Origin of the sequence: Azohydromonas lata (genome assembly GCF_034427735.1) — a bacterium.
Classification (GTDB): domain Bacteria; phylum Pseudomonadota; class Gammaproteobacteria; order Burkholderiales; family Burkholderiaceae_C; genus Azohydromonas; species Azohydromonas lata.
In genome coordinates, this window is the sequence record NZ_JAXOJX010000008.1 from 92,086 (window position 1) to 113,205 (window position 21,120).

Annotated in this window: 17 protein-coding genes; 13 read left to right on the forward strand and 4 right to left on the reverse strand. The window is 70.0% G+C overall.

What is annotated here, in order from left to right; all coding sequences use genetic code 11:
• Positions 1-34: 34 nt before the first annotated feature.
• The 9 genes from upp (at position 35) to SM757_RS07505 (ending at position 9,314) form a co-directional block, all read left to right on the forward strand.
• The gene (gene upp / locus SM757_RS07465) at positions 35-664 is read left to right on the forward strand and encodes a uracil phosphoribosyltransferase (RefSeq protein WP_066330617.1); all 630 of its coding nucleotides are present in this window, start codon (positions 35-37) and stop codon (positions 662-664) included.
• Positions 665-678: 14 nt separating this feature from the next.
• Complete coding sequence (locus SM757_RS07470; RefSeq protein ID WP_322464971.1) at positions 679-2,022, forward strand: amidohydrolase family protein; 1,344 nt, start codon at positions 679-681, stop codon at positions 2,020-2,022.
• A gap of 29 nt (positions 2,023-2,051) precedes the next feature.
• Positions 2,052-2,669, forward strand: a complete 618-nt coding sequence (locus SM757_RS07475; protein WP_322464972.1) for a glutathione S-transferase N-terminal domain-containing protein — start codon at positions 2,052-2,054, stop codon at positions 2,667-2,669.
• A gap of 196 nt (positions 2,670-2,865) precedes the next feature.
• Entirely contained in the window at positions 2,866-4,050 is a 1,185-nt protein-coding gene (gene metX / locus SM757_RS07480) for a homoserine O-succinyltransferase MetX (RefSeq protein WP_322464973.1), read from the forward strand.
• A complete protein-coding gene (gene metW, locus SM757_RS07485; protein ID WP_322464974.1) occupies positions 4,047-4,631 on the forward strand; it encodes a methionine biosynthesis protein MetW in 585 nt (194 codons plus the stop codon). Before metX ends, metW begins: the two co-directional genes overlap by 4 nt.
• Before the next feature lie 94 nt (positions 4,632-4,725).
• Positions 4,726-6,192: a M20 family metallopeptidase gene (locus SM757_RS07490; protein WP_322464975.1), complete on the forward strand. Its 1,467-nt coding sequence runs from the start codon at positions 4,726-4,728 to the stop codon at positions 6,190-6,192.
• 165 nt (positions 6,193-6,357) lie between these two features.
• Positions 6,358-6,915, forward strand: a complete 558-nt coding sequence (locus SM757_RS07495) for a TRAP transporter small permease (protein ID WP_407655743.1) — start codon at positions 6,358-6,360, stop codon at positions 6,913-6,915.
• Positions 6,912-8,210 (forward strand): TRAP transporter large permease, encoded by a 1,299-nt coding sequence (locus SM757_RS07500; RefSeq protein ID WP_322464976.1) that lies wholly within the window; start codon positions 6,912-6,914, stop codon positions 8,208-8,210. The genes SM757_RS07495 and SM757_RS07500 overlap by 4 nt, the downstream gene beginning before the upstream one ends.
• Before the next feature lie 60 nt (positions 8,211-8,270).
• The gene (locus SM757_RS07505; RefSeq protein ID WP_066330631.1) at positions 8,271-9,314 is read left to right on the forward strand and encodes a DctP family TRAP transporter solute-binding subunit; all 1,044 of its coding nucleotides are present in this window, start codon (positions 8,271-8,273) and stop codon (positions 9,312-9,314) included.
• Between the two features lie 40 nt (positions 9,315-9,354).
• Here SM757_RS07505 and SM757_RS07510 read toward each other — a convergent pair whose 3' ends face one another.
• Positions 9,355-10,413: an aminoglycoside phosphotransferase family protein gene (locus SM757_RS07510; protein ID WP_322464977.1), complete on the reverse strand. Its 1,059-nt coding sequence runs from the start codon at positions 10,411-10,413 to the stop codon at positions 9,355-9,357.
• A 242-nt stretch (positions 10,414-10,655) separates the two neighbouring features.
• On the opposite strand from SM757_RS07510, the gene SM757_RS07515 reads away from it, so the two are divergent.
• The 3 genes from SM757_RS07515 to rsmA all read left to right on the forward strand — a co-directional run bounded on the left by SM757_RS07515 (position 10,656) and on the right by rsmA (position 15,288).
• Positions 10,656-13,064, forward strand: a complete 2,409-nt coding sequence (locus SM757_RS07515) for an LPS-assembly protein LptD (protein WP_322464978.1) — start codon at positions 10,656-10,658, stop codon at positions 13,062-13,064.
• An 89-nt stretch (positions 13,065-13,153) separates the two neighbouring features.
• Positions 13,154-14,503 carry a peptidylprolyl isomerase gene (locus SM757_RS07520; protein WP_238455645.1) on the forward strand — a complete coding sequence of 450 codons (1,350 nt, stop codon included), beginning with the start codon at positions 13,154-13,156 and terminating at the stop codon, positions 14,501-14,503.
• Positions 14,504-14,505: 2 nt separating this feature from the next.
• Positions 14,506-15,288: a 16S rRNA (adenine(1518)-N(6)/adenine(1519)-N(6))-dimethyltransferase RsmA gene (gene rsmA, locus SM757_RS07525; RefSeq protein WP_322464979.1), complete on the forward strand. Its 783-nt coding sequence runs from the start codon at positions 14,506-14,508 to the stop codon at positions 15,286-15,288.
• Positions 15,289-15,536: 248 nt separating this feature from the next.
• On the opposite strand, the gene SM757_RS07530 is transcribed toward rsmA, so the two are convergent.
• The 3 genes from SM757_RS07530 to SM757_RS07540 all read right to left on the reverse strand — a co-directional run bounded on the left by SM757_RS07530 (position 15,537) and on the right by SM757_RS07540 (position 18,965).
• Complete coding sequence (locus SM757_RS07530; RefSeq protein ID WP_084267083.1) at positions 15,537-15,932, reverse strand: barstar family protein; 396 nt, start codon at positions 15,930-15,932, stop codon at positions 15,537-15,539.
• A gap of 36 nt (positions 15,933-15,968) precedes the next feature.
• The gene (locus SM757_RS07535; RefSeq protein WP_238455646.1) at positions 15,969-16,265 is read right to left on the reverse strand and encodes a ribonuclease domain-containing protein; all 297 of its coding nucleotides are present in this window, start codon (positions 16,263-16,265) and stop codon (positions 15,969-15,971) included.
• Positions 16,266-16,670: 405 nt separating this feature from the next.
• Positions 16,671-18,965, reverse strand: coding sequence for an NADP-dependent malic enzyme (locus tag SM757_RS07540; RefSeq protein WP_322464980.1), 2,295 nt, complete (start codon positions 18,963-18,965; stop codon positions 16,671-16,673).
• 110 nt (positions 18,966-19,075) lie between these two features.
• Here SM757_RS07540 and SM757_RS07545 point away from each other — a divergent pair, with 110 nt between their 5' ends.
• On the forward strand, positions 19,076-21,115 hold the full coding sequence (locus tag SM757_RS07545; RefSeq protein ID WP_066330644.1) for a sensor histidine kinase: 2,040 nt from the start codon (positions 19,076-19,078) through the stop codon (positions 21,113-21,115).
• The last annotated feature ends 5 nt before the right edge of the window (positions 21,116-21,120 follow it).

The following is a 21,120-nucleotide window of genomic DNA, read 5'->3' on the forward strand; positions in this document are numbered from 1 at the left end:
GAGCACACAGATTCATCCACGAGGGAGAGCGTCCATGCCTGTTGTCCACGTTCTGGATCACCCGCTGGTGCAACACAAGCTCACGCTGCTGCGCGAAAAGGAGCGCAGCACCAACAGCTTCCGGCGGCTGATGCACGAGATCAGCATGCTCATGGCCTACGAGGTCACGCGCGACATGCCCACGCAGCTCATAGACATCGAAACGCCCATGGAGCCCATGCGCTCGCCGGTGATCGATGGCAAGAAGATCGTCTTCGTCTCCGTCATGCGCGCCGGCGGCGGCTTCCTGGACGGGATGCTGGAGATCATCCCCGGCGCCCGCGTGGGCCACGTGGGCCTGTACCGCGACCCGCGCACGCTGGTGGCCGTGGAGTACTACTTCAAGATGCCGGACCACATGGAGGAGCGCGACGCCATCGTGCTCGACCCCATGCTGGCCACCGGCAACTCCGCCGCCGCCGCCGTGGAGCGGCTCAAGGAGGTGAAGCCGCGCTCCATACGCTTCGTGAGCCTGCTGGCCGCGCCGGAGGGGCTGCAGAACTTCCACGCCCAGCACCCGGACGTGCCCGTCTACACCGCCGCCATCGACCGCCAGCTCAACGAGCACGGCTACATCCTGCCGGGCCTGGGCGACGCGGGCGACCGGCTGTTCGGCACCAAGTGATGGCGGCACAGGCGATGACGGGAGGCTCCGATCTGCTGCTGCGCGACGTGCGCCTGCCTGACGCTCGCGCGGGCGTGGACGTGCTGGTGCGCGAAGGGCGCATCGCCGCCGTGGGCCCCGCCCTGCCGGCGCCGCAAGGCACGCCGGTGCTGGACGGCGGCGGCTGGCTGCTGAGCCCGCCCTTCGTGGACGCGCACTTCCACATGGACTCCACGCTCAGCCACGGCCAGCCGCGGGTGAACGTCAGCGGCACGCTGCTGGAAGGCATCTCGCTCTGGGGCGAATTGAAACCGCTGCTGACGCAGGAGGCCCTCGTCGAGCGCGCCCTGCGCTACTGCGATTGGGCCGTGGCGCGCGGGCTGCTCGCGATCCGCTCGCACGTGGACGTGAGCGACCCGCGGCTGCTCACCGTGGAGGCGCTGCTGCACGTGAAAAAGCAGGTGGCGCCCTACCTGGAGCTGCAGCTCGTGGCCTTCCCACAGGACGGCGTGCTGCGCAGCCCGGGAGCTTTCGAAAACCTCAAGCGCGCGCTGGACCTGGGCGTGGAGGTGGTGGGCGGCATTCCGCACTTCGAGCGCACAACAGCCGACGGCGCCGAGAGCGTGCGGCTGCTGTGCGAGCTGGCGGCCGAGCGCGGCCTGCGCGTGGACATGCACTGCGACGAGAGCGACGATCCGCTCTCGCGCCACGTGGAGGCGCTGGCCTTCCACACCCACCGCCTGGGGCTGCACGGGCGCGTGACGGGCTCGCACCTCACGTCCATGCACTCCATGGACAACTACTACGTCTCCAAGCTGCTGCCGCTCATGGCCGAGGCGCAGCTCAATGCCGTGGCCAACCCGCTGATCAACATCATGTTGCAGGGCCGCCACGACACCTACCCCAAGCGCCGCGGCATGACGCGCGTGCCGGAGCTCATGGCCGCGGGCGTGAACGTGGGCTTTGGGCACGACTGCGTGATGGACCCGTGGTATCCGCTGGGCTCGGCCGACATGCTGGAGGTGGCGGCCATGGGGCTGCACGTGGCGCAGATGGGCTCGGTGGCGGGGCAGCGCGCCTGCTTCGACGCCGTGACGGTGAACAATGCGCGCATCCTGGGCCTGGAGGGCTACGGGCTTCAGCCCGGCTGCCGCGGCGACTTCGTGCTGCTGCAGTCACGCTCCACGGAAGAGGCGGTGCGGCTGCGCGCGCCGCGGCTGCTGGTGGTGCGCGGCGGCCGGGTGCTGGCGCGCGCGCCGCGCCAGGCGGTGGAGCTGGACCTGCCGGGCCGGCCGCGCGAGGTGGATTTCACGCTGGAGGCGGGCGACCGAAGTAGGACGGTCCCCCCACCGTCTGGGTTGGACCCCGGCATTACTTAAAATCGGCGCGTTAGGGAATTCTTTCAGGCATGAAGCTCATCGGATCGCTCACCAGCCCCTACGTGCGCAAGGTGCGCATCGTGATGGCGGAAAAAAAGCTGGACTATCAATTCGTCCAGGAAGACGTCTGGGGGAGCGACGCGATCCTGGCCTCCAACCCGTTGGGCAAGGTGCCTTGCCTGATCACGGAGGCGGGCGAGTCGGTGTTCGACTCGCGCGTGATCGTCGAGTACGTGGACACGCTCTCGCCCGTGGGCCGGCTCATTCCCGCCAGCGGTCGCGAACGCGCCGAGGTGCGCACGCTGGAGGCGATGGCCGACGGCGTGCTGGACGCCGCCGTCCTGGCCCGCCTGGAGCTGACCTGGGCCGGCCGCAGCGACGCGCAACGCAGCCCCGCCTGGGTGGACCGGCAGATGCTGCGCGTGCAGACCGCGCTCAAGGCCATGTCGCAGGCGCTGGGCGACGGCGCCTGGTGCGTCAACAACCACTTCTCGCTGGCCGACATCGCCGTGGGCTGCGCGGTGGGCTATTTGTCCTTCCGCTTCCCGCACATCGACTGGCGCGGCGACCATCCCAACCTGGCCCGCCTGTCGGACAAGCTGGAGGCGCGCGCGAGCTTCATCGCCACCGCGGTGCCCAAGACCTGATCGGTTGATTTGTCGCAGCGCCGGGCCAGGCGCCGCGGCCCGGGCGGGCTTTGCGGCTCGCCTATACTTATTCCTTCAGCGCCGATTTGTTCCGGATTGCGGGCGCTCAACAAATACAGCTAAAGAGGGACGCCCACACCCGGTGTCCGCTTGAGCGGCGCCGGGTTTTTTGCTTCTGGAGGGACGGGTTTCATCCATGGGTTCTATCGGGCATGTCACACCGCAGCGCATGCACTTCGCGTTGCCGCTGCCGCTCAAGAGCGGCGCGCAGCTCACTGACTACACGCTGGCCTACGAGACCTACGGCACGCTCAACGCCGAGCGCAGCAATGCCGTGCTGGTGTGCCACGCGCTCAACGCCAGCCACCACGTCGCGGGCACCTACGCCGGCAAGGAAAAGAGCGAGGGCTGGTGGGACAACCTGGTCGGCCCCGGCAAGCCGCTGGACACGGACCGCTTCTTCGTCATAGGCGTCAACAACCCCGGCTCCTGCTTCGGCTCCACGGGCCCCAAGGACGTCAACGCCGCCACCGGCCAGCCCTGGGGCGCGGATTTCCCGGTGGTGACGGTGGAGGACTGGGTCAACGCCCAGGCCCGGCTGCTGGACGCGCTGGGCATAGAGCAGCTCGCGGCCGTCATCGGCGGCAGCTTGGGCGGCATGCAGGCCCTGTCCTGGACCATCCAGCACCCGCAGCGCCTGCGCCATGCGCTGGTGATCGCCAGTGCCCCCAACCTGTCGGCGCAGAACATCGCCTTCAACGAGGTGGCGCGCCGCGCCATCTGCACCGACCCCGAGTTCCACGGCGGCCACTTCTACGCCCACGGCGTGGTGCCGCAGCGCGGCCTGCGGGTGGCGCGGATGATCGGCCACATCACCTACTTGTCCGACGACTCCATGGAGGCCAAGTTCGGCCGCGCCCTGCGCGCCGCGGAGCTGGCCTACAGCACGCAGCAGATCGAGTTCCAGATCGAGAGCTACCTGCGCTACCAGGGCGACAAGTTCAGCGAGTACTTCGACGCGAACACCTACCTGCTGATCACCCGCGCGCTGGACTACTTCGACCCCGCGCGCGAGCACGGCGGCGACTTGTCGGCGGCACTGGCCAAGGCGACCGCGAAATTCCTGGTGGTGAGCTTCACCACCGACTGGCGCTTCTCGCCGCAGCGCTCGCGCGAGATCGTGCAAGCGCTGCTGGACAACGGCCACGACGTGGCCTACGCCGAGATCGACGCCCCGCACGGCCACGACGCCTTCCTGCTGGAGGACCCGCGCTACCACGGCGTGGTACGCGCCTATTTCGAGCGCGTGGCGGAGGAAGTGCAGAGCCTGGGCGGCGCGGCCGCCGTGCCGGCCGTGGCGACGCAACGGGAGGGCGCATGAGCGACCGCCAGGCCATGAGCCTCATCGCCCAAATGGTGCCTAAGGGCAGCCGCGTGCTGGACCTGGGCTGCGGCAACGGCGCGCTGCTGGAGCTGCTGCGCAAGGAGCGCGGCTGCACGGGCTACGGCGTGGAGATCGACGACGCCAAGGTGCTGGAATGCGTCAAGCGCGGCGTGAACGTCATCCAGCGCAACCTGGACGAGGGCTTGGGACTCTTCAAGGACGGCAGCTTCGACGTGGTGCTGCAGCTCGACACCCTGCAGCACCTGCGCAACACGGCGGAGCTGCTGCGCGAGACGGCGCGCGTGGGCCGAAGCGCCATCGTGAGCTTCCCGAACTTCGCGCACTGGCCCAACCGTTTCTCCGTGCTGCGCGGGCGCATGCCCGTGACCAAGACACTGCCCTACCAGTGGTACGACACGCCCAACATCCGCGTGGGCACCTTCGCCGACTTCGAAGTGCTGGCCGGCCAGTGCGGGCTGCGTGTGCTGCAGTCGTTTGGGCTGCACAACGGCCGCAAGGTGGATGCGTGGCCGAATCTCATGGCGAGCACGGCGGTGTTCAGGCTGGAGCGGGGCTGACGACGGGCTGAACCGTTGGGCGGGTCCATCCCGCCTTTGCCAGGAGTGAAAAAGGCGGCTCCTAGAATCGATCGATTCCTTGCCGGAGCCCGCCATGAACGCCCCCGAACGTTTTCACCCCGACCCCCAAGCCCTGCGCGCCTTCGCCGACGAGGCCTGGAAGCAGCGCATCGAGCCCGCCCTGGTGGACTACATCCGGGTGCCGGCCAAGAGCCCCATGTTCGACAAGGACTGGGCCGCCCACGGCTACATCGACCGCGTGCTGGAAGACGCCGCGCGCTGGGTCGAGTCCCGCCGCGTGCCGGGGCTCAAGCTCGAAGTCATCCGCCTGCCGGACCGCACCCCGGTCATCTTCTTCGAGGTGGAGGCGACCACTTCCGGCGGCTCCGGCCAGACCGTCCTCTTCTACGGCCACCTCGACAAGCAGCCCGAATTCACCGGCTGGCGCCCGGACCTCGGCCCCTGGACGCCCAAGGTGGAAAACGGCCTGCTCTACGGCCGCGGCGGCGCCGACGACGGCTACGCCATCTACGCCGCCGTGTCGGCCATCGAAGCCTTGAAGGCCCAGGGCACGCCGCACCCGCGCTGCGTGGGCCTGATCGAGACCTGCGAGGAAAGCGGCTCCTTCGACCTGCCCGCCTACGTCTCGGCCCTCGGCGCTCGCCTGGGCGACGTTGGGCTGGTCGTCTGCCTGGATTCCGGCGCGGGCAACTACGACCAGCTCTGGCTCACCACGTCGCTGCGCGGCATGGTCAGCGGCGTGCTGAAAGTGCAGATCCTCACCGAGGGCGTGCACTCGGGCGACGCCAGCGGGCTGGTGCCGTCGAGCTTCCGCATCCTGCGCCAGGTGCTGGACCGCCTGGAAGACGCCCGCACCGGCGCCCTGCTGCCGCCGGATTTCCACGTCGAGATTCCGCAGGAGCGCATCGCCCAGGCCCAGGCCACGGCCGCCGCGCTGGGCGACGAGGTCTGGAAGCGCTACCCCTGGGCCTGCGGCAACGACGGCGCGCCCGCGCTGCCCGTCACTACCGACCCGGTCGAGGCCCTGCTCAACCGCACCTGGCGGCCCACGCTCTCCGTCACGGGCGTGGACGGCTTCCCGGAGCTGTCGCAAGCGGGCAACGTGCTGCGCCCCTACACGGCCTTCAAGCTCTCGCTGCGCCTGCCGCCCACGCTGGACGGCAACAGCGCCGCGCTGAAGCTGCAGCAACTGCTGGAGGACAACGCGCCCTACAACGCCAAGGTCACCTTCCATGCCGACGGCCGCGCCGGCGCGCTGGGCGCCAACGGCTGGAACGCGCCCTCGCTGCAGCCCTGGCTGGCCACGGCGCTGGATGCCGCCTCCACCGCCCACTACGGCGAGCCTTGCGGCTACATCGGCCAGGGCGGAACGATCCCCTTCATGGGCATGCTGCAAGAGGGCTTCCCCAAGGCGCAGATGATGGTCTGCGGCGTGCTCGGCCCCAAGAGCAACGCGCACGGGCCCAACGAGTTCCTGCACTTGGACTACGCACGCCGGCTGACGGCGGCGGTGGCACAGGTGGTGGCGGCGATGCCGTGAACGCCCTTGGGCGGCCTGCGCCTGAAGCAGGCCGCCTGGAATGAGCACTGCGGGCGGTCCATAGCGCCCTAAGCAAGGCCCGCAACCGTCACGCCCAGGCAAGCGGTAACAATCGCCGTCTTTGCCTGAACCCGCCCGGCCGCCACCGCCGGGCCTGCCGTGACCATGAAGCCCGCCGATTCCGCAGCGCCGCCGCACGAGCCGCCGCTGCCTGCCGCCACGCTCATAGACCAGGAACCCGAGATGGCGCCCGTCAAGGTGCCGCTCGCGCTGGAGGACTGGCTGGCCGTGCTCTCCATGGGCGCGCTGTGCCTGATCACCTTCGCCAACGTCGTGGTGCGCTACCTCACCGACCAGTCGCTGGCGTGGACCGAGGAGATCTCCGTCTTCCTGCTCATCGTCACCACGCTGGCCGGCGGCTGCGCCGCCATGGCGCGCGACCGGCACATCAAGATCGAGTACTTCAGCGAAAGCGGCAGCCCCGAGCGCCGCCGCCGCATGGCGCGCTTCGGCGCGCTGTGCTCCGCCGCCTTCTTCCTGGTGCTGGCGGGCCTGAGCATCCGCCTGGTGTGGGACGAGTACCGCTTCGAGGAAACGACGCCCGGCATCGGCCTGCCCAAGTGGTGGTACTCCATCTGGCTGCCGGTGCTGTCCTTCGCCATCGCGGCGCGGGCCTTCGGCCTGTTCCTGCGCAACGCCCGCAAGAAGGGCGGTGCCCAATGATCGCCGCGCTGCTGTTTGCCGTTTTCATCGTCCTCATGCTGCTGGGCGTGCCCATCGGCGTGGCGCTGTCCATCGGGGGCGGGCTGGCCATCGCGCTGGCCAACACCACCACGCAGCTCTTCGGACTGCTGGCCGTCCCGCAGAACTTCTACGCCGGCCTGGCCAAGTACCCGCTGCTGGCCATTCCGATGTTTGTCCTGGTCGGCTCCATCTTCGACCGCTCCGGCGTCGCGCAGCGGCTGGTGAACTTCGCCATCGCCATCGTGGGCCGCGGCCCCGGCATGCTGCCGCTGGTGGCCATCGTGGTGGCCATGTTCCTGGGCGGCATCTCCGGCTCAGGCCCCGCCAACGCCGCGGCCGTGGGCAGCGTGATGATCGCGGCCATGAGCCGCGCCGGCTACCCGCCGGCCTACTCGGCCAGCGTGGTGGGCGCGGCGGCGGCCACCGACATCCTCATCCCGCCCTCGGTGGCCTTCATCGTCTACTCGGTGATGGTGCCCGGTGCCTCGGTGCCGGCCCTCTTCGCCGCCGGCATGGTGCCGGGCGTGCTGGCGGGCATCGCGCTGATCGTGCCGGCCGTGTGGCTGGCGCGGCGCCACGGCATGGGCGCGGCGGAAGCCAGGCTGCCGCGGCCGGCGTTCTGGCCGGCGCTGAAAGAGGCGTCCTGGGGGCTGGCGGCGCCCTTCGTCATCCTGGGCGGCATGCGCGCGGGCTGGTTCACGCCGACTGAAGCCGCGGTGGTGGCCGTGTTCTACGGCCTGTTCGTGGGCATGGCGGTGCACAAGACCATCACCGTGCGCGACCTGTTCCCCATCCTGCGCGAGGGCGCCGAGATCTCGGCGGTGATCATGATGGTGGTGGCCCTGGCCGGCGTGTTCGCCTACGCCCTGTCCACCCTCTCCATCATCGATCCGGTCACGCAGGCCATCGTGCACTCCGGCCTGGGCGAGTACGGCGTGCTGGCCCTGCTCATCCTGGCCATGATCATCGCGGGCATGTTCCTGGACGGGATTTCCATCTTCCTGATCTTCGTCCCGCTGCTGCTGCCCATCGCCCAGACCTACCACTGGGACCTGGTGTGGTTCGGCGTGATCCTCACGCTCAAGGTCGCGCTGGGCCAGTTCACGCCGCCCATGGCCGTGAACCTCATGGTGTCCTGCCGCATCGCGGGCGTGCGCATGGAGTCCACGATTCCCTGGGTCCTCTGGCTGCTGCTGGCCATGGGCCTGGCCATGCTGCTGGTCATCGTGTTCCCGCCCCTGGCGCTGTGGCTGCCGCAGCGGCTGGGCTACTGAGCAAGTCCGCTCATCCTTCCCGTTCCCTCCTTCCCCCAAGTCCATTCCTGGAGACAAAAGATGAAACGCCGCAACCTGTTCGCCGCTGCCGCCACGGCGCTGGCCGCCGCCCTGTCGCTGGGCACCGCCGCGCAGGCCCAAGTGCCTGCCAACTACAAGCCTGAATACAAGATGTCGCTGGTGCTGGGCCCGGCCTTCCCGTGGGGCAAGGGCGGCGAGATCTGGGCCGACCTGGTCAAGCAGCGCACCAGCGGGCGCATCAACATCAAGCTCTACCCCGGCGTGTCGCTGGTGCAGGGCGACCAGACGCGCGAGCTCACCGCCATCCGCCAGGGCGTGATCGACATGGCCATAGGCTCCACCATCAACTGGTCGCCGCAGGTCAAGGAGCTCAACCTCTTCTCGCTGCCCTTCCTGATGCCGGACTACGCCGCCATCGACGCCATCACCCAGGGCGAGCCGGGCAAGGACATCTTCAAGGCGCTGGAAAAGGGCGGCGTCGTACCGCTGGCCTGGGGCGAGAACGGCTTCCGCGAGCTGAGCAACTCCAAGCGCGACATCCGCAAGCCCGAAGACCTCAAGGGCCTGAAGCTGCGCGTGGTGGGCTCGCCGCTGTTCATCGACACCTTCACCGCGCTGGGCGCCAACCCGACGCAGATGAGCTGGTCCGACGCGCAGCCGGCGCTGGCCAGCGGCGCGGTGGACGGGCAGGAGAACCCGCTGTCCATCTTCAGCGCCGCCAAGCTGCACACCGTGGCGCAGAAGCACCTGACGCTGTGGGGCTACGTGGCCGATCCGCTGATCTTCGTGGTCAACCGCGACGTGTGGGAGAGCTGGACGCCGGCCGACCGCGACATCGTCCGCCAGGCCGCCGTGGACGCCGGCAAGCAGCAGATCGACGTCGCCCGCAAGGGCCTGGCCGAGGCCGATCCCGCCGTGCTCAAGGACATCGCCGCCAACGGCGTGAGCGTGGTGAAGCTCTCGGCGGCCGAGCGCGAAGCCTTCGTCAAGGCCACGCACCCGGTCTACGAGAAGTGGAAGAAGACGGTCGGCGAAGCCCTGGTGGCCAAGGCCGAGGCGGCCGTGGCGGCGCGCAGGAAGTAAGCGCCACCCCGAGGCGCCGCCTGCAATGGGCGGCGCCGCTTCAGAACGTGTAGCCCTGCTCCACGAAGGTGCCCGACAGCGGCTCCAGCAGCGGCAGCAGCGGCTGGAGCTGGCGGTAGCGCATGGCCACCTTGGTGGCGTAGGTGAAGAAGCGCGGCAGGTCGGCGGCGTAGCCGGGCTTGCCGTCGCGGTGCTTCAGGCGGCAGAAGATGCCCAGCACTTTCAAATGGCGCTGCAGGCCCATGTATTCCATGGCGCGCCAGAACTCGCCGAAGTCGTCCTGCAGGCCACCGTCCAGCGGCACGCCGGCTTCGCGGGCGGCCTGCCAGTAGCGCACGGCCCAATCGATCTCGCGCTCCTCGTCCCAGGAGACGAAGGCGTCGCGCAGCAGCGAGGCGATGTCGTAGCTCACCGGGCCGCGCACGGCGTCCTGGAAGTCCAGGATGCGCGGGCCGCCCTCGCCCACCATGAGGTTGCGCGGCATCCAGTCGCGGTGCACGGCCACGCGCGGCTGCGCCAGGGCGCTGGCCGTCAGCAGCGCGGCCACGCGCGCCCACTGCTCCTGCTGCGTGTCGGTCCAGGTGATGCCGAACTCGCGCTGCACGCACCACTCGGGGAACAGCGCCAGCTCGCGCTGCAGCATCGCGCCGTCGTACAGGGGCAGCGTGGAGGCGTCCACCCGCGCCTGCCACTGCACCAGCGCGGCGATGGCCTGGCGCATGAGCACGTCGGCCTGCGCCGCGTCGGCCTGGCGCAGCGCGTCCAGGTAGAGCTGCTGGCCCAGGTCGGACAGCAGCAGGAAGCCGTGGGCCTCGTCCACGGCCAGCAGCTCGGGGCCGTGCAGGCCGGCCGCGGCGATGAGGCCGGCGACGTGGACGAAGGGGCGCACGTCCTCCTGCGGCGGGGGCGCGTCCATGACGATGCGCGAGGCGCCGCCGGCGTCCTGGGCGTCTATGCGGAAGTAGCGGCGAAAGCTCGCGTCGGCCGAGGCCGGGCGCAGCGACTCCAGGCGCAGGCCGTGTCGTGCCGCCAGCGGCGCGAGCCAGGCGTTGAAGGCCTGCTCGCGGGCAGGGTCGGTCCAGGTGGTGGTGGTGCTCATGGGCGCAGGGCGTTGGGCGGGATGGCGGTCAAGGTCAGGGCCGGGGGCGACACGCCCCGGGCTTGGGCGCGGCGGCGCGCGCGGGGGTGGGCTGACCCTCATGGATAATCGGCGCGATTTTACGAACCGCTCCCGGCGCCCAACTTCGCGCGCGCCGGCCCGGCCGCCGCCCCGGCCTGCAACCGCCCGTCGCCGCCTTGCGCCTGCCCACCCACGTCCGTCCTGTCGCCTTGCCCCCGCGGTTGCCGCGTCCGCGTGCCGAGCGGCTGCTGGCCCTGGCCCTGGCGGCCGGCCTGCCGCTGGGCGCCGCGGCCCAGGTCGGGGCCATGGACGACTTCACCCCGCCGCCCGCCCTGCCCGCCGCGCCGGCGGTGCCGGTCCCGGCGCCCGCTTCCGCGCCCGCGCGCCAGCAGGCCGGTGCCGATGCCAACTTGCCCGTGGACGTGCAGGCCGACCGCATAGGCGGGCGTCCGGATGTGGACGTGGAGGCCGAGGGCGAGGTGGACGTGCGCCGCGGCGACGTGCGCGTGCAGGCCGACCGCGTCCGCTTTCGCCAGGACACGCAGGTGCTCAAGGCCGAGGGCAACGTGCGCATGTCGCAGCAGGGCAACCGCGCCAAGGGCACCGAGCTGGAATACAAGCTCGACACCAGCCAGGGCTACGTGCTGGAGCCCGAATACTTCATCGCCGTGACCAAGGGCGGCGGCACGGCCGAGCGGGTGGATTTCCTGGGTCCCAACCGCGCCCGCATCATCGAGGGCAACTACACGAGCTGCGGCCTCGACGGCGAAGGCGCGCCGGCCTGGCTGCTGACGGCCGAGCGGGTGGACCTGGACATGGACGCCAACGAAGGCATCGCCCGCGGCGGCGTGCTGCGCTTCATGGGCGTGCCCATCCTGGCCGCGCCGCGGCTGAGCTTTCCGCTGTCGGACGAGCGCAAGTCCGGCTGGCTGCCGCCCTTCATCAACATCGACAACCGCAACGGCCTGGACGTGGCCGTGCCCTACTACTGGAACATCGCGCCCAACCGCGACGCCACGCTCACGCCCACGCTGTCCGCGCGCCGCGGCCCCGGCCTCAACAGCGAGTACCGCTACCTGGAGCCCACCTACCAGGGCCGGCTCAACCTGAACCTGCTGCCCAACGACCGTGTGGCCGGCGAGACGCGCTACGCCTTCGGCTTCGAGCACAGCGGCACGGCCTACGACATGGGCTACCGCACCGCGGGCGTGCGCGTGTCGGACGACAACTACTGGAAAGACTTCACCCGCGGCACCAGCGCGCTGATGAACGCGCGCACCAACCCCTACCTCACGCCGCGGCTGCTGGGGGCGGAGGCGCAGGTGGACCGCGGCCTGGGCGACCTGGGCCTGGCCGGCGGCCAGTGGCGCAGCTACGCCCGCGTGCTGAGCTGGCAGGTGCTGCAGGACACCGATCCGGCTGCGCGCATCACGCCGCCCTACGAGCGGCTGCCGCAGATCGGCCTGCAGGGCGGCGCGCCCCTGGGCGGTGGTCTGCGCATGGAGCTTCAGACCGAGATCAACCGCTTCAGCCGCGCGCCTTCCGCCGATCCGACCACCATAGAGGCGACGCGCGTGCACGCGCTGGGCTCGCTGAGCCGGCCCTGGACCACGAGCTGGGGCTGGCTCACGCCCAAGGCGTCGTTCAACGCCGCGAGCTACAGCTTCGACCAGGCGCTCAGCGACGGGCGTACCAGCACCTCGCGCCTGATCCCGACCCTCAGCGTGGACACGGGCCTGGTGTTCGAGCGCCCCTTCAGCCTGTTCGGCTCCAATCTGCGCCAGACGCTGGAGCCGCGGCTGCTGTACGTGCGCACGCCCTACCACGCGCAGAGCACGCCGCTGTTCGACAGCTCGGTCAAGGACTTCAACATCACCTCGCTGTACGCCGAGAACACGTTCACGGGCGTGGACCGGGTCTCGGACGCCAACCAGATCACCGCTGGCGTGACCTCGCGCTTTTTGGATGCGGCCGGCGGCAACGAGGTTGGCCGCTTCAGCGTTGCGCAGCGGGTGCTGCTGAGCGACCAGCGCATCACGGCCGACGGCGTGCCCATCACGCAGCGGCTGTCGGACCTGCTGCTGCAGGGTGCGTCGACGATCACGCAGCACTGGAACGCCGACGGCACGCTGCAATACAAGCATCAGACGGGGCAGGTGTCGAGCTGGACGGCCGGCGCCCGCTACTCGCCCGGCCCCTACCGCACGCTGGCCCTGCGCTACCGCTACACGCGCGACTCTAGCGATCAGATCGAGGTGGGCTGGCAGTGGCCGGTGTACGGCACCGTGCCCGGCTCGCTCATCAAGCGCGACAGCAGCGGCGGCTGCGGCGGCGGCGGCACGCTCTATGCCGTGGGCCGCACGCTCTACAGCAAGAAGGAAAGCCGCCTGGTGGACGGCATCGGCGGCTTCGAATACGACGCGGGCTGCTGGATTTTCCGCGCCATAGGCGAGCGCATTTCCACCGGCACGGCCCAAGCCACCACGCGGCTGATGCTGCAACTGGAGCTGGTGGGCCTGTCGCGGCTGGGCACCAACCCGCTGCAATTGCTCAGGACCACCGTGCCGGGCTACCTGATGCTGCGAGACGACCCCTCCGGCGCGACGCCGCCGCCCGCCTCCTATGAGTGAATCGCCGTGCCGCGGCCCGCTGCCGCATCTTCCTCCCCAGGGTCCGGCGCCGCTGTTGCCAGCCCCTCAAGCCATCCGTGAGTGATCCCGTGTCTTTCAAGCCCAAGACCCTCGTGCTCGGCTGTGTGTTGGCGGCGTGTGCGCTGCAGGCGCCGGCCCAATCAGCCAACGCCCCGGCCGCCAAGGCGCAGCAAAGCGCTGCCAACGTGCCGCGCACCGCGGACTTCATCGTCGCCGTCGTCAACCAGGAGCTGGTGACGGCGGTGGAGCTGGAGCAGCGCGTGGCGCGCGTGCGCGCCGACGCCGCGCGCGCCGGCCAGAGCCTGCCGCCCGAGAACCAGTTGCGCCAGCAGGTGCTGGATGCGCTCATCGACGAGCGCGTGATCCTGAGTTATGCCCGCGACACCGGCGCGCGCGTGGACGAGGCCGAAATCGACCGTGCCGTGAACAGCGTGGCCGCGCAGAACCAGCTCACGCCGGCGCAGTTGCGCGAGCGGCTGCGCCAGGACGGCGTGGACATGCAGCGCTTCCGGGCCAACATGCGCGACCAGATCATGATCGAGCGGGTGCGCGAGCGCGAGCTGCAGCAGCGCATCAAGATCAGCGACGCCGACATCGAAGCCTTCCTGGAGCGCCAGCGCCAGGAGTCCGGCGGCCAGGCCGAATACAACGTGGCGCAAATCCTGGTACCCGTGCCGGACGGCGCGCCGGCGGCCGAGGTGGAGCGGCTGCGCGCGGTGGCCGAGAAGGCGCTGCAGCGCGTGCGCGGCGGCGAGGACTTCGCCGCCGTGGCGCGCGAGGTGTCGCAGGACGCCAACCGCGAGCGCGGTGGCGAGATCGGCCTGCGCCCCGCGGCGCGGCTGCCCGACGTGTTCGTGGACCAGGTGGGCAAGCTCAAGCCCGGGCAGGTGGCGCCCACCGTGCTGCGCAGCGGCGCGGGCTTCCACGTGCTCAAGCTGGTGGACAAGCGCGAGGACGCCGGCATGCGCGTGACGCAGACGCATGCCCGCCACATCCTGCTGCGCCCCTCGCCGCAGTTGTCGCTGGAGACGGCCAAGAAACGGCTGGAGGACTACAAGCGCCAGATCGAAAGCGGCAAGGCGCGCTTCGAGGACGTGGCGCGCGCCCAATCGCAGGACGGCAGCGCCGCGCAGGGCGGCGACCTGGGCTGGACCTCGCCGGGCGCCTTCGTCCCCGAGTTCGAGCAGGCCATGAACGGGCTGCAGCCCATGGGCGCGCTGTCCGAGCCCGTGGTCTCGCGCTTTGGCGTGCACCTCATCCAGGTCATGCAGCGCCGCGAGGTGGCGCTGGAGCCCAAGCAACTGCGCGAGCTCGCCCGCGACTCGCTGCGCGAGCAGCGCTTCGAGCAGGCCTACGTGGACTGGGTGCGCGAGCTGCGCTCGCGCGCCTACGTCGAGATGCGTGAAGGGCCGCGCTGAGCATGGGACAGCACATCGCGCGCAAGCGCTTCGGCCAGCATTTCCTCTCGGACATGGGCGTCATCGACGCCATCGTCCGCGCCATAGACCCGCGCCCGGGCGAGCCGCTGGTGGAAATCGGCCCGGGCCTGGGCGCCATGACGGACCCGCTGGTGGCGCGCGCGGGTGCGCTCACCGTGGTGGAGCTGGACCGCGACTTGGCCGCGCGGCTGCGCAAGCGCGCGGAGCTGACGGTGGTGGAGTCCGACGTGCTGCGCGTGGACTTCCGCGCCTTGGCCGCCGAGCGCGCCGCGCAGGGGCCGCTGCGCGTGGTGGGCAACCTGCCCTACAACATCTCCAGCCCCATCCTGTTTCACCTGCTGCCCGTGGCCGACGTGGTGCGCGACCAGCACTTCATGCTGCAGAAGGAAGTGGTGGACCGCATGGCCGCCGCGCCGGGCAGCAAGGACTACGGGCGGCTGTCGGTGATGCTGCAGTGGCGCTACCAGGTGGAGTCGCTGTTCGACGTGCCGCCGGAGGCGTTCGACCCGCCGCCGCGGGTGGACTCCTCCATCGTGCGCATGCTGCCCTGGCCCACACCGGTGGCGCTGGACGTGAAGCTGCTGGAGGAGCTCGTGGCCGTGGCCTTCTCGCAGCGGCGCAAGCTGCTGCGCCACACGCTGGGCCGCTGGCTGGAGCAAAAGGGCTTCGGCGGCGACTTCGACGTGCAGCGCCGTGCCGAGGAAGTGCCGGTGGACGAGTTCGTGGCGCTGGCGGCCAAGGTGTCGGCGACCGCAGCGGGCTGAGGCCCGGTTTCGCGCGGCCATGAAAAAAGGCGACCCGAGGGTCGCCTTTCGTTTGCGTTGGTGACTGTCGTCTGAGCGTTGCAGGCTTCAGGCGGCGCTTCGCCACATGGCGGTGTCGAATGCGCTGCACATGAGCGGCATGTTGGTGCCGAAATTCGCCTGTTGCTGGGCCTTCGTCAGTGCCTTCGGCTTTTCCGCCGGGGCCACTTCCGTCGCCCGCTCCCATGACCCGTTTTCCTGGGAGCGGGCTACTGAAAAGAATAGAAGCACCTGAAGGGCACTTTGCGCTCGGCCCAGAAGTCGGCCGCGTCGCGGAAGACGTCGAGCAGTTGCTCGCGCGCCTCGCGGTCAAAGCGCGGGTTGTCCGGCAGCTGTTCCAGCACCACCACGAAGCCCGGCTGCACGCCGGACTTGTGGACCAGGTCGGTCATGCAGTCGTACAGCGCATCCAGGTTCTTGCCGAAATGCGCTGGGAACAGGAAGGACTGGGCGATGCTTTCCAGCACCTCCTGCTTGGACTGGGCATTGCTGAGGTTGGCGTGGAGGAAATGCTGGCCGGCGCCCTGGGCGGCATGCATCAGATCCTCGACGCGGTACGCACGTATCGACTGAACGATGTTTGATCGGACGGTCTGCAACAACATGGTCGCGTTACCTCCTGGAGTCACACAAAGCGGTGGTCATCGGTCGAACACGATGCGGCTGAAGCTCGCGTAGTGGTCGGCCGTGTAGTAACAGGCATCAGGTTGCGTGGGCGGCTGGCCGCCGCAGACGATGCGGCGCGCGCCGCGATCGCGGCTGCCGGGCGTGGGGACGGTGTACTCCCGATAGTGGCCGCGCTCGCGCGCGGGCAGCAGCCGTTCGCGGTTGCGAAACACGCTGCCATCCTTCTCGTAGGGAAATGGACCGCCGGCACGAATGAGCCGCTCGGTGGCGCGTGCCTGCGCCGGCAAAGCCGACATGGGCACTTCCTGCAAAGCGGCTTCCGCACCGTTGAAGTTCCGGCTCCACGCCGGCCCCCATGCCAGGCCGCTTGAAAACGTGGCACCAACGGCAACAGCGAGTCCCCACTTACGCAAAGACGGCCACAACCGCGGCAGACCACTCCTCAACACGGGATAACCCTGAATTCTGCGAAAGCGCGGATGGTAACCAAAGCCCCCCGGCAACTCAAGTTTTTGCCTCAAATTGCGGCAAGGACCCAAGGCCATAGCTGGGGCTTGCGTGAAGAAGTCGCACCAGCGCAGTGCAAAAACCCCGTGCGGCTTGCCGTCACGGGGTTTTTTGGTGCAGCGGGGTCCAAGGCCGCCGCCAAGGCGCCAATGGCGGGCACCCGGGATAATCCCGGATGGGTCTCGACGGGCCGGGCGGCGCCTGCCGGATCAGCGCGGGGCGTTGGCGTCGGCGACGGTCAGCGCCGTCATGTTGACGATGCGGCGCACCGTGGCCGAGGGCGTGAGGATGTGCACCGGCTTGGAGGCGCCCAACAGGATGGGGCCGATGGCGATGCCGCCGCCCGCGGCCGTCTTGAGCAGGTTGTAGGCGATGTTGGCCGCGTCGATGTTGGGCAGCACCAGCAGGTTGGCCTCGCCGCTGAGGCTGGAGCGCGGCATCTGCTCGGCGCGCAGCGCGGCGTCCAGCGCGGTGTCGCCGTGCATCTCGCCGTCGATTTCCAGCCAGGGGGCCTGCTCGCGCACCAGGGCCAGGGCGTCGCGCATCTTCACGGCCGAGGGCTGGTTGCTGGAGCCGAAGTTGGAGTGCGACAGCAGCGCGGCCTTGGGCTCGATGCCGAAGCGGCGCAGCTCCTCGGCGGCCAGGATGGTGATCTCGGCGAGCTGCTCGGCGGTGGGGTCGTAGTTGACGTGCGTGTCCACCAGGAACACCTGCTTGCCCGGCAGGATGAGCGCGTTCATGCAGGCGTAGTTGCCCACGCCCTCGCGGCGGCCGATGAGCGCGTCGATGTGCGTGAGGTGCAGCGCCGTGGTGCCCCAGGTGCCGCAGATCAGCCCGTCCACGTAGCCCTTGTGCAGCAGCATGGAGCCGATGAGCGTGAGGCGGCGGCGCATCTCGATCTTGGCGAACTGCTGCGTGACGCCGCGGCGCTCCATGAGCTGGTGGTAGGTCTGCCAGAAGTCCTTGTAGCGCTCGTCGTGCTCGATATTGACCACGTCGTAGTCGCGGCCCTCCTGCAGGCGCAGGCCGAACTTCTCCACGCGCTGGGCGATGACGGTGGGGCGGCCGATGAGCGTGGGCCGCGCCAGGTTCTCGTCCACCACGATCTGCACGGCGCGCAGCACGCGTTCTTCCTCGCCCTCGGCGTAGGCCACGCGGCGGTGCTCGGCGGACTTGGCCACGGCGAAGATGGGCTTCATCGTCGTCCCGGAGGCGTAGACGAAGTGCTGCAGCCTCTCGCGGTAGGCGTCCATGTCCTGGATGGGACGCGAGGCCACGCCGGAGTCGGCCGCCGCCTGGGCCACGGCCGGGGCGATCTTGATCATCAGCCGCGGGTCAAACGGCTTGGGGATGAGGTACTCGGGGCCGAAGCTCAGCGTGGCGCCGGCGTAGGCGGCGGCCACCACCTCGCTTTGCTCGGCCTGGGCCAGCTCGGCGATGGCGTGCACCGCGGCGATCTCCATCTCCACCGTGATCGTCGTGGCGCCGGAGTCCAGCGCGCCGCGGAAGATGTAGGGGAAGCACAGGACGTTGTTGACCTGGTTCGGGTAGTCGGTGCGGCCCGTGGCCATTACGGCGTCGTCGCGCACCTTCTTGACGTCCTCGGGCGCGATCTCCGGCGTGGGGTTGGCCAGCGCGAAGATCAGCGGTTTCGTCGCCATGCGGCGCACCATGTCAGACTTGAGCACGCCGCCGGCCGACAGGCCCAGGAACACGTCGGCGCCCTCGATCACTTCGGAGAGCGTGCGTGCGGTGGTTTCCTGCGCGAACTCGGCCTTGTCCGGGTCCATCAGCTCGGTGCGGCCCTGGTAGACGACGCCGGCCAGGTCCGTGACCCAGATGTTCTCGCGCGGCATGCCCAGCTTGAGCAGCAGGTTCAGGCAGGCCAGCGAGGCGGCGCCGGCGCCCGAGGCCACGAGCTTGACCTGGGTGATGTCCTTGCCCACGACCTTCAGGCCGTTGAGCAGCGCCGCGCCCACGACGATGGCGGTGCCATGCTGGTCGTCGTGGAACACGGGGATGTTCATGCGCTCGCGCAGCTTGCGCTCGATGTAGAAGCAGTCCGGCGCCTTGATGTCTTCGAGGTTCACGCCGCCGAAGGTGGGCTCCAGCGCGGCGATGATGTCGACGAGCTTGTCGACGTTCTTCTCGTTGAGCTCCAGGTCGAAGACGTCGATGCCGGCGAACTTCTTGAACAGCACGCCCTTGCCTTCCATGACCGGCTTGGACGCCAGCGGGCCGATGTCGCCCAGGCCCAGCACGGCGGTGCCGTTGGTCACCACGGCCACCAGGTTGCCGCGCGAGGTGTAGCGGAAGGCGTTGGCCGGGTCGGCCACGATTTCCTCGCACGCGGCGGCCACGCCCGGCGAATACGCCAGCGCCAGGTCGCGCTGGTTGACCATGGACTTGGTGGCCGCGATGGACACCTTGCCCGGGACCGGGAACTCGTGATATTCGAGGGCGGCGCGACGCAGCTCGGCGCTCTTGTCTTCAGCAGTGGACATGGAGGTGGACGTTCTTTGCTGTGCGGGGGGCAGTGATTGTAGGAGCCTCGTCAAAGCGTTCCCCCGCGCCTTGGTGTAGAGGCCTTGCACTGGCCGATACTCGCGCCCCGATGAACGTCTTGTTGTTGCTTCGCGATGCCCTCTCCGGCCGGGTGCGGCGCGCGCTGTTGTGGGGGGCGCTGGTGGCGCTGCTGCTGGTGGCGCAGACGCTGCTGGTGTTGCTGACGGTGCGCCACGAGGCCACGCGGCAGCAGGAGGCGGTGGACCGCGTGGCCGAGGAGGTGTCGGCCGAGCTGCGCCGCACGGTGCTGCGCAGCGTGCAGGCGCTGCAGGCGCTGCTGTGGAGCGCGGGCGCGCCGGCGCAGTGGCAGTCCGGCGCCACGCAGTTGCTGCGCACGCAGCACGAGGTGCTGCGCGTGGAGCGCCGCGGCGAGGACATGGCGCTGCTCGGAAGCCTGGCCTCCCCCTTCAGCGCGCCGCTGTTCACGCAGTTGGGCCGCCAGGAGATGAGCGCCGAGCTGGAGCCCGCCTGCGGCGCCGCGCGCCGGGCTAGCGCGCCGGCCTTTTCGCGCAGCTACTTCGTCCCGCAGCCCGGCGGCTTGGGCGTGGAGGTGGTGGATGCCTGCATCCCCGTGCAGCGCGAGGGTGTGGCCGACGGCTTCGTGGTCGTGAGCTTCGGCCTGGGCGCGCTGCTGGAGGCGGCGGCGGGCGAGGAGCGGTTGCGCCGGCACGAGTTCTCCATCGTGGAGGTGGACGGCACGCGGCTGGCGCGCGCGGGCATGGCGCGGGGGGCGGGCGTCTACAACGCGCGCCACCTGCTGGAGCTGCCGGGCAGCGCGCTGCAGTTGCGCGTGGACAGCGCCGAGGGCAGCCCGCGGCTCATACCGAATCTCGCCACGGCGCTGGTGCTGGGCCTGTCGGTGGCGCTGTTTGCGCTGCTGCTGCTGCTGGCGCGCGACGTGCGGCGCCGCGCGCACGCCGAGCACGCGCTGGCCGAGGCGCTGGCCTTCCGCAAGGCGATGGAGGATTCGCTGAGCACCGGCTTGCGCGCGCGCACGCTGGACGGGCGCATCTCCTACGTCAACGCCGCCTTCTGCTCCATGGTGGGCTTCAGCGCCGAGGAGCTGCTGCAGACCGCGCCGCCGCCGTACTGGCCGCCCGAATTCGTTGAGGAGTACACCGAGCGCCAGGCCGTGCGCATGCGCGCCGAGCCCGTGGCCAACCCGCACCAGGAAGGGTTCGAGACGGTGTTCATGCGCCGCGACGGCGAGCGCTTCCCGGTGATGATTTACGAGACGCCGCTGGTGGACGGCGCGGGCCGGCACACGGGCTGGATGAGCGCGGTGCTGGACATGAGCGCGCAGCGCCGGGTGGAGGAGCTTTCGCGCCAGCAGCAGGAGCGGCTGCAGGCCTCGGCACGGCTGGCCACCGTGGGCGAGATGGCCTCGCTGCTCAGCCACGAGCTCAACCAGCCGCTGGCGGCCATCGCCAGCTACGCCACCGGCTCGCTCAACCTGCTGCAGCAGCCCGACGACCAGACCTACGACATGCTGCGCCATGCGGTGACGCGCATCGCGGAGCAGGCCGAGCGGGCCGGGCGCGTGATCAAGAGCGTCCACGACTTCGTGCGCCGGCGCGAGCAGGCGCGCGAGAGCATCCGCGCCGACCAGCTCATGGACGCCGTGCTGCCCCTGGTGCGGCTGCAGGCGCGCAAGAGCGGCACGCGCATCGAGATGGAGTACCCGGACCCGATTCCGCGCGTGCTGTGCGACCGGACCATGCTGGAGCAGGTGCTGCTCAACCTCACGCGCAACGGCATACAGGCCATGGAAACGGCCACGCCGCTGGCGCAGCGCGTGCTGCGGCTGCGCGTGCACCCGTCGGCCGAGGGGCGCGTGGCGTTCTCGGTGATGGACGCCGGCCCCGGCATCCCGGCCGAGGTGGCGCAGCGCCTGTTCACGCCCTTCTTCACCACGCGCACCGAGGGCATGGGCCTTGGCTTGAGCCTGTGCCGCACCGTGATCGAGCAGCACGGCGGGGCGCTGGAGTTCGAAAGCCATCCGCCGCCGGAAGGGCCCGGCGGCACCGAGTTCCGCTTCACGCTGCCGGATGCGGCGCGCGCGCTGCGCGGCGCGCCCACGAAGGCGTGATCGTC

Excerpts from the sequence above, each read along its gene's own strand:
- SM757_RS07495 (WP_407655743.1), top strand. The coding sequence starts at position 6,358 with ATGAAGCCCGCCGATTCCGCAGCGCCGCCGCACGAGCCGCCGCTGCCT.
- SM757_RS07490 (WP_322464975.1), top strand. The coding sequence starts at position 4,726 with ATGAACGCCCCCGAACGTTTTCACCCCGACCCCCAAGCCCTGCGCGCC.
- SM757_RS07505 (WP_066330631.1), top strand. The coding sequence starts at position 8,271 with ATGAAACGCCGCAACCTGTTCGCCGCTGCCGCCACGGCGCTGGCCGCC.
- upp (WP_066330617.1), top strand. The coding sequence starts at position 35 with ATGCCTGTTGTCCACGTTCTGGATCACCCGCTGGTGCAACACAAGCTC.
- rsmA (WP_322464979.1), top strand. The coding sequence starts at position 14,506 with ATGGGACAGCACATCGCGCGCAAGCGCTTCGGCCAGCATTTCCTCTCG.
- SM757_RS07510 (WP_322464977.1), bottom strand. The coding sequence starts at position 10,413 with ATGAGCACCACCACCACCTGGACCGACCCTGCCCGCGAGCAGGCCTTC.
- metW (WP_322464974.1), top strand. The coding sequence starts at position 4,047 with ATGAGCGACCGCCAGGCCATGAGCCTCATCGCCCAAATGGTGCCTAAG.
- SM757_RS07540 (WP_322464980.1), bottom strand. The coding sequence starts at position 18,965 with ATGTCCACTGCTGAAGACAAGAGCGCCGAGCTGCGTCGCGCCGCCCTC.
- SM757_RS07530 (WP_084267083.1), bottom strand. The coding sequence starts at position 15,932 with ATGTTGTTGCAGACCGTCCGATCAAACATCGTTCAGTCGATACGTGCG.
- SM757_RS07475 (WP_322464972.1), top strand. The coding sequence starts at position 2,052 with ATGAAGCTCATCGGATCGCTCACCAGCCCCTACGTGCGCAAGGTGCGC.
- SM757_RS07470 (WP_322464971.1), top strand. The coding sequence starts at position 679 with ATGACGGGAGGCTCCGATCTGCTGCTGCGCGACGTGCGCCTGCCTGAC.
- SM757_RS07545 (WP_066330644.1), top strand. The coding sequence starts at position 19,076 with ATGAACGTCTTGTTGTTGCTTCGCGATGCCCTCTCCGGCCGGGTGCGG.
- metX (WP_322464973.1), top strand. The coding sequence starts at position 2,866 with ATGGGTTCTATCGGGCATGTCACACCGCAGCGCATGCACTTCGCGTTG.
- SM757_RS07500 (WP_322464976.1), top strand. The coding sequence starts at position 6,912 with ATGATCGCCGCGCTGCTGTTTGCCGTTTTCATCGTCCTCATGCTGCTG.